Here is a 13,330-nt window from a genome sequence, read left to right as displayed (position 1 = left end):
TTAGGAGTAGTTGATAAAGAGGGATTTACCGGCGGCGTTAGCACATGATCGTTCCAGCAACTACCGAATCAACAAACAACCAAAAGTAGATTTTTATAAAATAAAAACCAAAGGTTGACACAGGACAGCTAAGTACCTATATTTTTGATATCGATATTTGCTTGTTTAGCTTTGCTTTTAGCGCACACTATGCGCCTCTGACGAACCTTCCTTCAAAAAATCGCTATCACTTTCACGGCGTTCATACGCTGTGGTTTTCTATTATTGCTATGAAAGGGTTCGTTATGGCCACTGGCACAGTTAAATGGTTTAATTCTACAAAAGGCTTCGGCTTCATTCAGCCTGATGAAGGCAGCGCAGATGTGTTCGTTCACATTTCAGCTGTTGAGCGTGCTGGCATGCGTGAACTCGCAGAAGGCCAGAAAATCGGTTACGACTTAGAGCGTGATAACCGTTCCGGCAAAATGTCAGCCACCAATCTTCAGGCTGTATAATTTGGTATAACTCGACTTTGACCACGGATGTACTGGCACAGTTGAAAACATTACCGCGAGAGGTCAGACATTTTGTCTGGCCTTTTTTATTGACCCATATTTTTCTTTATCGTCGATCAAAAACTTCAACGATAATCAGGATGAGTGAAATCGCCAGCATATCCTTAACACTCACAGAATGCCGAGCATTGGCAGTTCTGCGTATTCCATTTGTTCAAATCTCCTAAGGTTATGTTGAACCATTTCACTTTTGAAAAGTTAGCCTTGTGATTGACTCACAAAGGATCTGGATATGAAAAAGACGGGTGTAACAGTTGAGAAAAAACTCCGAGTATCGCTGCCTTACTGGCAGACTACACCCCATATATCTGTAAGAACGAGAAAAACAGCTTCAACACGTAACTTTGATATCATTATTGTTGGTGCGGGAATTAGCGGTGCATTGGTTGCCGAAGCACTAACCGGTCATAAGCGTAAAATTGCCATCATGGATAAAAGAACACCTGTGCATGGGAGTACTATGGCCAGTACTGCTATGTTGCAGCATGAAATTGATCTGCCTCTCCACAAAATGGTCCAGCACACCGGAACACTCCAGGCAGAAACAATATGGCAACGCTCTGTAAATGCCGTCAGCGATTTACATAAACTTATCAAAAAACATGGAATTCACTGTCAGATGCAGCACAAATCTGCGCTGTATTTGGCGGGTGATAAATACGGAAAACGTGCCCTACTGACAGAGACCAAAGCTCGTAACTCTGCCCAGATTGATGCCAGATATCTGGATCAAAAATCTCTAAAAACCGAATTCAATATCAACCGCACTGCAGGAATTGTAAGCACATACTCTGCATCTGCAAATCCGGCTCAAATGACAGCTGGCTTACTAAAGCTCGTTCAAAAACACGGAGCAGAAATCATACAAGATATTGAGATAACTGACTTTGTATCTTTAAATGACCAAGTGATACTGGCAACTTCTGCAGGCGAAATTTATTCAGCAAAGTTCGTAATCTTTTGTACTGGGTACGAATTTTTACAATCGCTAAAAAACAAAAATCATCAAATTATTTCGACCTGGGCTTTAGCAAGCCGGAAAAATATAAGATTACCGCATTGGCTGAATGATTTTTTAGTCTGGGAAGGTTCAGATCCATACTTATATTTCCGCACCGGTTATGACGGCCGCCTAATTGCTGGCGGTGAGGACACGGAAAGCCCGGAAGCATACAAAGATCCTCAATTATTAGCTGAGAAAACAAACACTATTGCGGAAAAAATCAGCACTCTTTTGAATATAAATATTGGGACGCCGGCATTTCGTTGGGCCGCTGCCTTTGGAGATACCAAACTTGGTATACCGATGATCGGTGAAGTGCCTGATCATAAAAACGTATTTGCAGTTATGGGATATGGAGGCAACGGCATAACTTTTAGCAAGATAGCTGCAGATATAATCTCCGCCAAATTAAAGGGACAATCAGATCCCGTCGAGAATTTATTCAAATTTCGTTGAGCCAAAGTTCCTAAATATGGAACATCTCCAATTCTATACCGTTGACCAACATATCAGTGTGAACCTGGTATTCACTCAAATGGTAGAAAGGAGCAATCATGCCCCGTGGCGATAAATCTAAGTATACAGACAAACAGAAGAGAAAAGCACAACACATCGCTGAAAGTTATGAGAAAAAAGGTATCCCTGAAGATGAAGCCGAAAGCCGCGCATGGGCAACCGTAAATAAAGATGATGGAGGCGGTAAAATGCCCGGCGGCTCTGGAAGAGGCAAGAAAACCGATCACCCCGCCTCGAAAGAAGGTGGCAAAAAGGGTGGTGAGGTAGCCGCATCAAGGAGGGCGAGCGAACGATCCGCTTCGGCAAAAAAAGCAGCTCAAACGCGTAAAAGGAATAAAGAGACTAAGTAATTTATAAGCGTATGCAAAACGCAAAATTTGCTTGGTTTTATATTTATTAGCCTTTTATGGTTTTTTATCCATCTGGTCATATCTCTTCACAAATCTTGATATGACAATTTCATCCGCTGCAATCAATCTATCTTGATGATTATGAGCGGGATAAGAAAAATGCCTTTTAAAAAAGCTGATATCGTTGGTGCCTATACACCAGAGCAATTACATATGCTGCAACAAGCCTATGATGAGGTTTGCAATATTCTTGGCCGGTGTCCTACATCCGATGAGAACAAGGATGTTTTGGCAAGAGCCGTGATAAATATTTATAAAAGCGGAGAAAAAGACCCGCAGAATATTGCAAAATTAATTTCCGAAATTGAAGAGTATCTATTCTAAAATTTATTCCAAACTATATGAGAACATCGAATAATTCCGATGTTCTCATATTTGCATATATCATTCGTTACGGCTTATTGATTGAGGAGATAGCCAAGTTAGTTAGTTTATTATTAGTGGCTTTTTCCTGATCCAAAATTTCACTAAGTAAGGTATGGGCTTCCTCATGACCTAATTGCTTGGCCCATTCCCGCAAGGACCCATAACGGGAAATCTCATAATGCTCGACAGCCTGACATGCTGCCAACAATCCGGCATTTAAGGCTGTTCCTGAAGCCTCTTTTATCAACCCATCAGTCTCTTTAATAAGACCTTCTATAGCATCGCACTTTTCGCCCTCCGCGGATTTACCGATAGACTTGAAAACCTTTTTCAAAGTCTCGATCTGACCTTTGGTTTCCTCCAAGTGCTTCTCTGCCGCTTCTTTGAGTTTAGCATCCTGTGCAGCCTTAGCTACATTAGGCAAAGCTTTAACTATTGCATTCTCTGCATAGTAAACATCTTTTAGGGTATGCAGAAAAATATCAGCTAGAGTTTTCATCTTGTCTCCTCCTGTTAATTGAGTACAACGATATGAAGAGATTTAAGTTCCGAGCATCAATTTAGCGATTCAGAAAAAAATATTTTTCTGAATAATCATACATTTAACTAAAATTTCTCGGAAAAAATTAAAGGCAGATTACTCTGCCTTTAATAATTATTTATCGATAACGTAATCTCTCCGCATCGATTTCATCCACACTATATGGTCGTGCATCCGGGTCAAAACGCTCCCAGCCCTCTTCAGTATATCTGCGACGGCGTTCTTCCAGATTGACCATGTTTGCACGCGTCAGAATTTGCTGCGCGATACCATATTTTTCATCTGCTACATGGGCACTTACCAAGGTACCACCTCGACGCACACCCTCTGCATACATTTGCGCATCGTCATCGGATACACCTGCTTCCGCCAGAGCTCCAACCAAACCGCCAGCAGCAGCACCAACTACCGCACCTCCAGCCGCGCCAGCGGCTGTCGCAGCCAACCAGCCCGCAGCAACCACTGGTCCAACACCCGGAATTGCCAACAGCCCCAGCCCCGCCAGCAAGCCACCCGCGCCACCTACTGCCGCACCAATACCTGCACCTACTCCAGCTCCTTCAGCGGCTCCGGATTCTTTGTTCGCGTCATGAGTGACGATGCTGATATCATCTGAAGGGATACCTGCTGCTTCCAAATCACGAACGGCCTGTTTGGCGGTTGAGTAGTCATCAAATAGCGCTGTAATATTTTTCATAATCTTCTCCCTTTTATATAAAGCAATTCGATTGTGATATTATGGATTGGCTGTTGTGACGTTACCCTGATAATCCATAAGAACATTCACACTCGCACCGGCTTTCTGAGCTGTTGCATGCCAAATGCCGTCAGTATCCAGATTTTGCATTTTGACTTCAGTAAATCCGGCAGATTCAATTTTTTCTTTTGCTTGATCTTCTGTGAAGCTGTTCTCACCTTTGACCGGTGCCGCAGGATTGGTTGAATCCGGCGTGACAATTGCTGGTGTCTTAGTAGTGTCAGTCTGCGTGCTTTGTGGATTAGCCCCTGATTGAGCAAACGCACTTGCAGTCATAAAAATACACGCAGATGTCAAAGTGATCAGTTTGAGTTTCATCATATAACCTCCTGTTGATATTTTATTAACGAGGAGGAAATCTGATTGTTCCAAAATTCAGTATCAATGAATGGATAACATAATGTAATAAATGAAAATAATATGGGAGATTGAAATGGGTAAATATTTCTCTGATCTAAGCGAGGAAGTATCCAAAATTACTGGGCACTATGGCTCATTTTTAATAGCGATTACATTTATAATTATATGGTCACTATCAGGTCCGTTCTTTAATTATTCTGATACATGGCAATTAATTGTAAACACAACTACAACAATAATAACTTTCTTAATGGTTTTTCTTATTCAAAACTCACAAAATAGAGACTCATGCGCTCTTCACACAAAGGTTGATGAGTTGATTGACGCGCTAAAAAATGCCGATGAAAGGGTCATTGGAATTGAGCATCTACCATTAGAGGAACTCAAAAACTTAAGAGATAAAATCGAACATCATGCAGCTCTAAAAAGCCAAGCTGAAAGAAACTGAAATTATATTTTGGAACTATTCCGCCGCTCGAATGTTAGCAAATTATAACATACGTGCAAAGGAGATATTTATGTTGAGAGCTAAACTTCTGGCAACGTCGTGTGCCTTGTTTATTGGTAGTGCGGCCTATGCTCAGACTAGCGACACCACGACCACGCCAACTGCGCCAATGGAGCAGCAGCTTCAAACCACCGTTAAAACGCAGAACATGTTCGGAAATCAACCTTCGGATACAGCTGCTGAAACCAATAAGGTTGGCTTTTTGGAAGCAAAGCCAGGGCAGCTTCTTGTCTCATCATTCATCGGACAATCCGTTTATGATAGCTCGGAAAATGGCGCACAGTCTGTCGGTAAATTGAATGACCTTATTACGAGTCCCGAAGGTCAGATTGAAGCTGCTGTAATCGGTGTTGGTGGTTTTTTGGGTGTAGGTGAAAAAGATGTAGCGGTAAGCCCAGATCAATTACAGCTTGCTATGCGTAGCGATGGTAAGAAATGGCTAGTCATTAAAACAACCAAAGAAGAGCTGAATGCTGCGCCGACTTTCGACCGTTCATCGCTTTTCCCAGAAGGTGTAGCTGATCCCGCAGCTACAAACAAAGAGAGCCCAACGGAAATGCCGGCATCCCCCGCTCCGGCTACTCCGCAAACCAATACCACGCCATAACGCACACATATTTATGATGACTGTCCGGGTTGGTACCGGGCAGTCATCAATGCATGAAGGAGCTATGCACTATGAAATATGGCTACCTGATTTTAATAGTGGTGCTGTTGATGCTTTTAGTATGGGTAGTAAACAAACCCAGCAAACCAACTGTAGGCACTCAGGAAGCGCCTCACTCATTACAAACGACTCCGGAGAATTAGCCGTTTATTTTATGAAGTTAAGGGCCTTGGCGCGTCAGCCCAAGGCCATTATTTTATCAATATCCACCTATTACAGGTAAAATCTCTCCCGTTATGTAGCTCGCTGTTTGCTCAGAAGCTAAAAACACATAAGCGGGTGCAAGTTCTTCCGGCTGCGCGGGTCTTTTCATTGGGGTGTCAGCACCAAACTCAGCAACATCAGCAGCCTCTTTATCGGCAGGATTGAGCGGGGTCCATACAGGCCCGGGAGCTACCGCATTCACCCGAATGCCGTCTGATAGCAAATTAGCGGCTAGTGCACGGGTAAAGGCGTGAATACCACCTTTGGTCATTGAATAATCAACGAGCTTCTTGCTTCCCCTCAATCCTGTGACGGAACCGGTATTAACAATCGCCGCTCCTTTTTTCAAAAAAGGCAATGCAGCTTTTGTCATATTATAATAACCATACAAGTTGGTCTGTATTGTCTCATCGAAATGCTCCGGCAACAAATCCTGAAAGCGGTTAGCATGTAATTGAAAAGCTGCGTTATTAACCAGGACATCAAGCCTGCCAAAGGTTTTTACAGCATCGGAAACAGCTTTTTCACAAAATTCCAGATCCCGCACATCTCCCTGAATTAAGAGGCATTCACGCCCCTCTTTCTCGATCATTTGCTTTGTAAGCTCGGCGTCTTTTTTCTCCTCGAGATATAAAACTACAATGGTTGCACCTTCACGCGCATATAAAACTGCCACGGCTCTCCCAATGCCGGAATCTCCACCTGTAATAAGTGCTACCTTATCCTGTAGTTTTCCTGATCCTGAGTAGTACGGCGCATCGTACATGGGCTCGGGTTTCAAAACTGCTTCAGACCCTGGCTTAGCTATATTTTGCTTCGGAAAAGGTGGAACCGGATATTCACGTGCACCAGTTTCAGACTCGTATGAATGTTTCGTTTTCTTATCGGAAACCTGCGCTTGCAGCTTCCTTTGTCGGGAGGCAGTAATTTTTGCTTTATTTGAGTTTTTTGAAGATTGTGACACGGCTCTCTCCCATAAAATAATTATGTGAACGATAGCCGGATGGGATAGAAACTCGTCTGCCATTTCGTTGGCCACAATGAGAAACCGAAAAAATCAAAGTGTTTTTCATTACCATCATGTTCGGTTGACACGGCCACCGCTCATAAAAGGAATGTTACAGGGCTATCTTGGTTCCGAAATTAATTTAAAGCGCCAATATTACAGACCAGCACCCTGTTTGTGGGCAGCAACTACATCAATTCGAAAACTCCAGCACTTAGTAGACGATGTTAAATATGTAAATTTTATCAGCTTTTATTGAACCATTCTCGTTGTGCTTCGTTAGTTCATTGTATCAAAACCATTAAACGAAGGAGAATCCTGATGGATTGGAACAGAGTTGAAGGGAATTGGAAGCAGATCAAAGGTAAGATCAAAGAGCAGTGGGGAAAGCTGACTGACGATGATCTGGATCAAGTAAACGGACGCCGTGAACAGCTTGAAGGAAAAATTCAAGAGCGGTACGGAATTGAAAAAGATCGTGTCAAAGAAGACATTGATGATTGGTACAACCGACAGACGTGGTAACCCGCAAAAGCTCCCGTCAGGGAGCTTTTTCATTTATGCCGCAGCTTTTGCTCCTGCATCGCAACATATCATCAAACATCTCTGAGAGGAGGAGTTATGTCTGATATTTATGCTACCCGGTTCACTCCTGCAGATTTAAAAATGTCTGTAGGCTTTTATATTGATCTGACAGACGGAAGGTCCTTTAACGAAGTTATTTATCCGGATTTTCCTGCCCCTGTTTTGCGTAATAATTTAGATGGTCCTGAACTCGGAATTAGTCGCTGGGGCATGCCCTCTCCCGACAAAGCCGTAAAACACAAAAATGATAAAGGGATCACACACATCCGGCACAGTAACGCAGCTCACTGGCAGGAATGGCAGACTGTTGCTCATCGCTGCCTGATACCGGCCATAGCCTTTGGCATACAAACACATAAGTCCACCCCTTTATCCGGCAATAATGCCCGATGGCTGTCACTACACACGACCGGAAACCTACTGTTCTTTGCCGGCATATGGACAGAATGGGTTGGCACCCGCGACCCGCAAGAGGGTGAGAAAAGCCATAGTTTTTTTTGCTTTTCTTACGACAGAGGCATCCTCTCTCAGAGATCAAGACACTCCCGTTTCGCTACCGGTTATACTGACCAACACAGATGAGCTGGATGTCTGGATGACGGCTCCTTGGGACACTGCCAAGCAGCTCCATCGTCCTTTGGATGAGCAAAAACTGATCTATTTATAAAATTGGTCGCTGTTTCTTTTTCAGTAAAGGTAACACAGACAATGAGTACTACCCTAACAAGGGAAAACATTGAATACAATCAAGGTTTAATCCCTGAGTTAAGCCATTTGAAAAATGATAAAGGCTCACTATCAAAGCATGCATTTTTCTTTGACTTAGACGGAACGCTGCTGGATATCGCCGCAGCACCGGATAAAATACAACTTCCGCAACAATTATATGACATTCTATCTCACTTGCACTGGCATCTTGACGGCGCATTAGCTCTCATAACAGGACGTCCGGTCAGCTTTGTTGATACAATATTTCCCTCCCATAGCTTTGAAATTGCAGGCCTGCATGGCGCTCAAATTCGTAACAGCGACGGGAGTATAAGAGGGCTTAAAATCGACGATAGTTTTCGCACAGCGAAACGCTATATCGAAGATACGCTTACTGATTATCCGGATATAAAAGTGGAAGATAAAGAAGTCGCTCTGGCGTTGCATTATCGAAGCAATCCCCGCCTGCAGAAAACGACCACGGATATAATCAATAAAGCAGCTTCAATAACAGACGAGAACTGGACTGTGCAACATGGAAAAATGGTTGCTGAATTACGGCCTGCCGGTTCTGACAAGGGTTCAGCTTTAGATCACTTCATGGCTAAACCGGCTTTCCAGTCTCGCATACCAATCGCTTTTGGTGATGATTTAACCGATGAAGCTATGTTTGCTGCAGCGCACAAATATTCAGGCGCATCTGTGAAAATCGGCGCATCACTCCAACAAAGTTGTGCAATGAGCCTTATATCGTCGCCTTCCGCGCTCAGAAACTGGCTCACCGAAGTCATTGCAGCACAAGGAACCCTGAGAGTTCCCGACCCCGCCATCAATCATCCTACAAATAAAGTATAAACAGTCAGGAGCCATTAAAATGGGAAAACTAATTATCATATCGAACCGGGTTTCTTTGCCGGATAAACATGGGAATGCGCCGGCCGGAGGTCTTGCTGTTGCTCTGCAAGCTGCACTGGAGGAAAAGGGCGGCCTCTGGATGGGCTGGTCCGGGAAGGTAATATCCGATAACCTACAGCAACCTCAGCTAAACATTCAAAAACACGATAATATTGAATATGCGCTGTTGGATTTAGCCAGCACCGATGTTGATGAGTATTATGCCGGTTTCGCTAACCGTATGCTATGGCCTCTGTGTCATTACCGGCTGGATCTCATTGATTATGAGCGAAAAGATATGGCTGGTTATTTCCGCGTCAATCGTCTTTTTGCTGAACAGTTACAATCACTTATTCAGCCTGATGATATTATTTGGGTTCACGACTACCATCTCATCCCTCTGGCTGCGGAACTACGCCGTTTAGGTGTTAAAAACAGGATCGGTTTTTTCCTCCATATCCCTTGGCCTTCGGCAGATATCGTCTTCACACTCCCTGTTCATGAAACCATTATGCGGGGGTTAGTGTCCTATGATTTGATTGGCTTTCAAACAGATTATGACCTTGAAAACTTCACCGGCTGCATCTCGCGGGAAAATATTGCTATTCCCTTAGGCGAAAACCGGTTCAAAACCGGCAGTCATGAATTTAAAGTCGGGAAATTCGGGATTGGTATTGAAACAGATAAATTCACTGACACTGCCCAACGGTCAGAAAAGAGTGCCCTCGTCCGGCGTATGCGCGAAAGCATGACAGGACGAGACCTCATTATCGGGGTCGACCGTCTTGATTATTCAAAGGGAATAACAAACCGAATAGAAGCATTTGAGCATTTCGTACAGAACAATCCCGAGTATAAAAGCAAAGTAACTTTTCTGCAGGTGACACCAAAGTCCCGTTCAGAAGTACCGGAATATGCTGAGATGCAAAGTATGGTGGCTGAATATGCCGGTCGCGTCAATGGCGCACTTGCTGCTGTAGATTGGACGCCTATCCGTTACATTACCCGCTCATTAAATCGCAATATTCTCGCAGGCCTGTATCGTCACGCAAAGGTCGGATTAGTAACACCGCTTCGGGATGGTATGAATTTGGTTGCGAAAGAATATGTTGCAGCACAAGATAAAAACGACCCTGGTGTATTAGTGCTTTCTCGATTTGCAGGCGCATCACGCGAACTGGACGGCGCTCTGCTGGTCAACCCTTACGACAAAGAGTCCGTTTCGCAGGCTATTCGTCATGCATTGAACATGTCCCAGAATGAACGACAATATCGTTATTCTTCTATGATTAAGCACCTGCAGGAAAATGATATCAATCATTGGTGTGCGAATTATCTTGGCGAATTGCGATGTGCATAGGCTGAGCCCTTCGTTATTTACATGTTCCACATATGCGTTCAACTTAGGCTATTGAAGCAATATTATACCACAGAACGCTTCAAAATAGCAGTTTCCGATTTTCTTTTTTGGGAACAGAACCCTCCTTCCGTTAGTTAACCAATCAAAGGTTCTAACCGAAGGAGTGTCCCATGAAAGAAATTCCACCGCAAAAAGCTCGGCAGGGTCAAAAAGGCCGGCCTGTTCTCATCGTCTTAATCTCAAGCATGATTATTGTTGCTTTGGTTTGGTTCGGCGCAGAAATTTATGGAAGCTATATTTCTGAAAGTGAGAGCATCATGGATTCAAATACAACCAATGAACATAGCATGCCCGATTAAAATTTCGGAAGGAGCCATATGCCTTGTTCAGCACATGTTACAAAAGAGCTTGGGAGAGATGAATGGACTGGAATGAAATCAAAGCGGACTGGCGGCGTTATAAAGTAAACATCCGTGAACAATGGGGCAACATAACATCTGAGGAACTAGACGAAATAGCTGGCGAACAGAATGCTTTGGAGCATAAAATACAACAGCGCTACAATCTAACACCTGAACAGGTAAGAGAGCAGATCAATGAATGGTATAGGAAATTATCCCGAAATACATAAAATCTCAAAAGTTATGATGTTCACACCTCATGAGATGTGAATACCAGATAACTGAGACCTGACTGAGATCATTCTCTTCTCCGTTAATGCCCGACTATCGTGTCAAACGGCTTCCAGAGCTGTATAGCCTACCTTCTTCTTGGATTTGTTGGAATGGCGCGGTAAAGACGGCATGCAAACCATCTTCATTATAATAAACATTTGAAGCGCCAATCCCCATAAGCCCCATTTTAATTAAACGTGAGCCAAAACCTTTTGTAGTCGGAACTTTGACTATCGGCCCATTTCGCTCACGCCACTCTAAAATTAATGTGGAAGTATCACCTTCATTGCTGACTCTCCAATTAACTAATATGGAGCCATCAGGGACTGATAAAGCACCGTATTTGATAGCATTCGTAGTCAGTTCATTTATTAGTAGTGAAGTTGACATTACACCTTTAGGACCGATCAGAATTTGAGGCCCTTCTAAAACTATTTTGCTTTTACTAGCTAAAGATTCAAAAACCGACGTGATAACTTGCTCAATTGTTCCATTAGAGGTGCCGCCCAAGCGTAAAATTTCATGTCCTTTTGCTAAAGCGTGAAGCCTTCGTGAAAACACTGGAACCGCCTCTTTTAAATCAGCTTTACGAAATGTTTGATTTACTAGCGCTTGAACCACACTGAATGTATTTTTAATTCTGTGGGATAATTCAGCATTAATGACGACGGCGTTCTGAACAGCTTCGACTTTTTCCGTCATTTCAATGACGGTATCAATCATGCCCAAAACACGCCCCGTTTCATCAATGATCGGGCTATAACAAAATGTAAAATAGCATTTTTCTGGATAACCGTGACGATTAATAACTAACGGGAAATCTTCGATAAATGTCGCCTTACCCTGATAGGCATCAAGTATCATTGGCTCAATATTTGGCCAAGCTTCACTCCATATATCTCTGAAAGATTGTCCCATGCAATTTTGCTTGGCACCAAGGATATTTCTGAATGCATCGTTATAGAGGGTTGTATACTCTTCACCCCAGACAATGGCTTTTGGGAAGCGTGATGCGAGCATAAGCTGGACAGTCGTCTTTAACTGCACTGGCCATTTTTCAGGATCACCGAGTGGTGTTTTCGACCAATCAAAAGCCCTTATTTCATCCGCTGATATTCCAACCTCAGATAAAAAGTATTGAACATTATTCAAAGGAATCACCAAAAGGCTTAAGAGGCAGTTGCATAACTTGCTTTTAAGCATCAACTGATACGAATGTCTCTTAAAAACACTGCAGGGCGACTTTAATATTATTTTTTAAGGAGTCCTTATACAAAACTCCTAAGAGCTACATGAGCGGACGATAAATCCGGGCCAAAATGTCCGAGGCTCTCGATCTCAAGTAACTCTTGTAATCGTGACCTTGCTCTTGAAACACGACTTTTTATGGTTCCGATTGCACAATCACAGATTTCAGCGGCCTCTTCATAAGAAAAACCTGATGCGCCTATTAAGATGATCGCCTCACGCTGATCGTCAGGGAGTAGATCAAGCGCTTTTCGAAAATCCTTTAAATCCAGTGAACCATATTGAGCGGGATGTATTGCCATGGCGTTACTATAAGTGCCTTCACTATCTTGCACTTCACGTCCACGCTTCCTCATCTGGCTATAAAACTCATTGCGCAGTATTGTGACAAGCCAAGCTTTAATGTTCGTGCCAACTTCAAAGGAATCTTGTTTTGCCCACGCCTTTAAAATTGTATCCTGTACCAAATCATCAGCCTTATCCGCATTTCTAATAAGAGATCTTGCAAAAGCGCGCAAATCCGGCAGCGACTCTATTAGGCTCTTTTTAAAACACGACGGATTGTCACTCATAGTTAAACATCTCCCAGCAATACCACTTAAATCTTTATTTAGATTTTTCTGCTTTATCCAATTCATTTAGTAACTTCATTAAGTTCTCAGGTATTTCCTCATCTCTTAGAGAGTTGTATAGTGACCGCAACTTTGTTCCTATGCCTTGATCTGGGCTGAAAGCTGCAGTCTCCCATATTTTTAGCTTTTTTGATTTATTTTCCATGATAGTTCTTTTCAATAATCTTTATGCACTCTGATTTTCCTGCGATTCTGTGATGACCATGCTTTGGTGTTCGTGTAAGTAAATGCATTCGCAAGCGTTGGGTTCCTGTTTTTTTAAAAATTACAGAACAATCAAATTATGCAAAACGAACCTCATCAGCGCGTTTCACAACCTTAATCTATCATTTGATGT

19 protein-coding genes are annotated in these 13,330 nt (G+C 43.0%); 12 read left to right on the top strand and 7 right to left on the bottom strand.

Annotated features, from left to right (window positions below):
* Window positions 1–269 precede the first annotated feature (269 nt).
* The 4 genes from F7P81_RS10930 to F7P81_RS10915 all read left to right on the top strand — a co-directional run bounded on the left by F7P81_RS10930 (window position 270) and on the right by F7P81_RS10915 (window position 2,807).
* Window positions 270–494 (top strand): cold-shock protein, encoded by a 225-nt coding sequence (locus tag F7P81_RS10930; protein ID WP_075656816.1) that lies wholly within the window; start codon window positions 270–272, stop codon window positions 492–494.
* Between the two features lie 292 nt (window positions 495–786).
* Window positions 787–2,013: an NAD(P)/FAD-dependent oxidoreductase gene (locus tag F7P81_RS10925; protein ID WP_116088438.1), complete on the top strand. Its 1,227-nt coding sequence runs from the start codon at window positions 787–789 to the stop codon at window positions 2,011–2,013.
* A gap of 98 nt (window positions 2,014–2,111) precedes the next feature.
* Window positions 2,112–2,423: a plasmid stabilization protein gene (locus F7P81_RS10920; protein WP_151159528.1), complete on the top strand. Its 312-nt coding sequence runs from the start codon at window positions 2,112–2,114 to the stop codon at window positions 2,421–2,423.
* 159 nt (window positions 2,424–2,582) lie between these two features.
* Complete coding sequence (locus F7P81_RS10915; protein WP_022709368.1) at window positions 2,583–2,807, top strand: hypothetical protein; 225 nt, start codon at window positions 2,583–2,585, stop codon at window positions 2,805–2,807.
* 67 nt (window positions 2,808–2,874) lie between these two features.
* On the opposite strand, the gene F7P81_RS10910 is transcribed toward F7P81_RS10915, so the two are convergent.
* From F7P81_RS10910 to F7P81_RS10900, 3 genes are all read right to left on the bottom strand, one after another.
* Window positions 2,875–3,348, bottom strand: a complete 474-nt coding sequence (locus F7P81_RS10910; RefSeq protein ID WP_022709367.1) for a YciE/YciF ferroxidase family protein — start codon at window positions 3,346–3,348, stop codon at window positions 2,875–2,877.
* A 160-nt stretch (window positions 3,349–3,508) separates the two neighbouring features.
* A complete protein-coding gene (locus F7P81_RS10905) occupies window positions 3,509–4,087 on the bottom strand; it encodes a general stress protein (RefSeq protein WP_151159527.1) in 579 nt (192 codons plus the stop codon).
* A 39-nt stretch (window positions 4,088–4,126) separates the two neighbouring features.
* Window positions 4,127–4,465: a hypothetical protein gene (locus tag F7P81_RS10900; protein ID WP_028233360.1), complete on the bottom strand. Its 339-nt coding sequence runs from the start codon at window positions 4,463–4,465 to the stop codon at window positions 4,127–4,129.
* A gap of 115 nt (window positions 4,466–4,580) precedes the next feature.
* Here F7P81_RS10900 and F7P81_RS10895 point away from each other — a divergent pair, with 115 nt between their 5' ends.
* Window positions 4,581–4,955, top strand: a complete 375-nt coding sequence (locus tag F7P81_RS10895) for a low affinity iron permease family protein (RefSeq protein ID WP_151159526.1) — start codon at window positions 4,581–4,583, stop codon at window positions 4,953–4,955.
* Window positions 4,956–5,025: 70 nt separating this feature from the next.
* Window positions 5,026–5,622, top strand: a complete 597-nt coding sequence (locus tag F7P81_RS10890; RefSeq protein WP_151159525.1) for a PRC-barrel domain-containing protein — start codon at window positions 5,026–5,028, stop codon at window positions 5,620–5,622.
* A gap of 259 nt (window positions 5,623–5,881) precedes the next feature.
* Here F7P81_RS10890 and F7P81_RS10885 read toward each other — a convergent pair whose 3' ends face one another.
* Complete coding sequence (locus F7P81_RS10885) at window positions 5,882–6,850, bottom strand: SDR family oxidoreductase (RefSeq protein WP_151159524.1); 969 nt, start codon at window positions 6,848–6,850, stop codon at window positions 5,882–5,884.
* A gap of 363 nt (window positions 6,851–7,213) precedes the next feature.
* Between F7P81_RS10885 and F7P81_RS10880 the strand changes: the two genes are divergently transcribed.
* The 6 genes from F7P81_RS10880 (at window position 7,214) to F7P81_RS10855 (ending at window position 11,070) form a co-directional block, all read left to right on the top strand.
* A complete protein-coding gene (locus F7P81_RS10880) occupies window positions 7,214–7,417 on the top strand; it encodes a CsbD family protein (protein ID WP_151159523.1) in 204 nt (67 codons plus the stop codon).
* Window positions 7,418–7,513: 96 nt separating this feature from the next.
* Complete coding sequence (locus tag F7P81_RS10875) at window positions 7,514–8,059, top strand: SOS response-associated peptidase family protein (RefSeq protein ID WP_151159522.1); 546 nt, start codon at window positions 7,514–7,516, stop codon at window positions 8,057–8,059.
* A 126-nt stretch (window positions 8,060–8,185) separates the two neighbouring features.
* Entirely contained in the window at window positions 8,186–9,040 is an 855-nt protein-coding gene (otsB, locus tag F7P81_RS10870) for a trehalose-phosphatase (RefSeq protein WP_151159521.1), read from the top strand.
* A gap of 19 nt (window positions 9,041–9,059) precedes the next feature.
* On the top strand, window positions 9,060–10,439 hold the full coding sequence (gene otsA, locus F7P81_RS10865; RefSeq protein ID WP_151159520.1) for an alpha,alpha-trehalose-phosphate synthase (UDP-forming): 1,380 nt from the start codon (window positions 9,060–9,062) through the stop codon (window positions 10,437–10,439).
* Window positions 10,440–10,609: 170 nt separating this feature from the next.
* Complete coding sequence (locus F7P81_RS10860; protein WP_022709810.1) at window positions 10,610–10,798, top strand: hypothetical protein; 189 nt, start codon at window positions 10,610–10,612, stop codon at window positions 10,796–10,798.
* Between the two features lie 62 nt (window positions 10,799–10,860).
* Complete coding sequence (locus F7P81_RS10855; protein ID WP_116088433.1) at window positions 10,861–11,070, top strand: CsbD family protein; 210 nt, start codon at window positions 10,861–10,863, stop codon at window positions 11,068–11,070.
* A 94-nt stretch (window positions 11,071–11,164) separates the two neighbouring features.
* Here F7P81_RS10855 and F7P81_RS10850 read toward each other — a convergent pair whose 3' ends face one another.
* From F7P81_RS10850 to F7P81_RS17095, 3 genes are all read right to left on the bottom strand, one after another.
* On the bottom strand, window positions 11,165–12,265 hold the full coding sequence (locus tag F7P81_RS10850) for a PAS domain-containing sensor histidine kinase (protein ID WP_238481519.1): 1,101 nt from the start codon (window positions 12,263–12,265) through the stop codon (window positions 11,165–11,167).
* A 116-nt stretch (window positions 12,266–12,381) separates the two neighbouring features.
* On the bottom strand, window positions 12,382–12,933 hold the full coding sequence (locus F7P81_RS10845) for a sigma-70 family RNA polymerase sigma factor (protein WP_116088542.1): 552 nt from the start codon (window positions 12,931–12,933) through the stop codon (window positions 12,382–12,384).
* Window positions 12,934–12,967: 34 nt separating this feature from the next.
* Complete coding sequence (locus F7P81_RS17095) at window positions 12,968–13,138, bottom strand: NepR family anti-sigma factor (RefSeq protein WP_170265253.1); 171 nt, start codon at window positions 13,136–13,138, stop codon at window positions 12,968–12,970.
* Window positions 13,139–13,330: the final 192 nt, after the last annotated feature.

Source organism: Pseudochrobactrum saccharolyticum (assembly GCF_008801715.1).
Classification (GTDB): domain Bacteria; phylum Pseudomonadota; class Alphaproteobacteria; order Rhizobiales; family Rhizobiaceae; genus Pseudochrobactrum; species Pseudochrobactrum saccharolyticum.
Note: the sequence above shows the minus strand (reverse complement) of the source record. Positions and strands in the feature narration are given on the sequence as shown.

What these genes read in the sequence shown, in the direction of transcription:
- F7P81_RS10930 (WP_075656816.1), top strand. Translation starts at nt 270, where the DNA reads ATGAAAGGGTTCGTTATGGCCACTGGCACAGTTAAATGGTTTAATTCT.
- F7P81_RS10925 (WP_116088438.1), top strand. Translation starts at nt 787, where the DNA reads ATGAAAAAGACGGGTGTAACAGTTGAGAAAAAACTCCGAGTATCGCTG.
- F7P81_RS10920 (WP_151159528.1), top strand. Translation starts at nt 2,112, where the DNA reads ATGCCCCGTGGCGATAAATCTAAGTATACAGACAAACAGAAGAGAAAA.
- F7P81_RS10915 (WP_022709368.1), top strand. Translation starts at nt 2,583, where the DNA reads ATGCCTTTTAAAAAAGCTGATATCGTTGGTGCCTATACACCAGAGCAA.
- F7P81_RS10910 (WP_022709367.1), bottom strand. Translation starts at nt 3,348, where the DNA reads ATGAAAACTCTAGCTGATATTTTTCTGCATACCCTAAAAGATGTTTAC.
- F7P81_RS10905 (WP_151159527.1), bottom strand. Translation starts at nt 4,087, where the DNA reads ATGAAAAATATTACAGCGCTATTTGATGACTACTCAACCGCCAAACAG.
- F7P81_RS10900 (WP_028233360.1), bottom strand. Translation starts at nt 4,465, where the DNA reads ATGAAACTCAAACTGATCACTTTGACATCTGCGTGTATTTTTATGACT.
- F7P81_RS10895 (WP_151159526.1), top strand. Translation starts at nt 4,581, where the DNA reads ATGGGTAAATATTTCTCTGATCTAAGCGAGGAAGTATCCAAAATTACT.
- F7P81_RS10890 (WP_151159525.1), top strand. Translation starts at nt 5,026, where the DNA reads ATGTTGAGAGCTAAACTTCTGGCAACGTCGTGTGCCTTGTTTATTGGT.
- F7P81_RS10880 (WP_151159523.1), top strand. Translation starts at nt 7,214, where the DNA reads ATGGATTGGAACAGAGTTGAAGGGAATTGGAAGCAGATCAAAGGTAAG.
- F7P81_RS10875 (WP_151159522.1), top strand. Translation starts at nt 7,514, where the DNA reads ATGTCTGATATTTATGCTACCCGGTTCACTCCTGCAGATTTAAAAATG.
- otsB (WP_151159521.1), top strand. Translation starts at nt 8,186, where the DNA reads ATGAGTACTACCCTAACAAGGGAAAACATTGAATACAATCAAGGTTTA.
- otsA (WP_151159520.1), top strand. Translation starts at nt 9,060, where the DNA reads ATGGGAAAACTAATTATCATATCGAACCGGGTTTCTTTGCCGGATAAA.
- F7P81_RS10860 (WP_022709810.1), top strand. Translation starts at nt 10,610, where the DNA reads ATGAAAGAAATTCCACCGCAAAAAGCTCGGCAGGGTCAAAAAGGCCGG.
- F7P81_RS10855 (WP_116088433.1), top strand. Translation starts at nt 10,861, where the DNA reads ATGGACTGGAATGAAATCAAAGCGGACTGGCGGCGTTATAAAGTAAAC.
- F7P81_RS10845 (WP_116088542.1), bottom strand. Translation starts at nt 12,933, where the DNA reads ATGAGTGACAATCCGTCGTGTTTTAAAAAGAGCCTAATAGAGTCGCTG.
- F7P81_RS17095 (WP_170265253.1), bottom strand. Translation starts at nt 13,138, where the DNA reads ATGGAAAATAAATCAAAAAAGCTAAAAATATGGGAGACTGCAGCTTTC.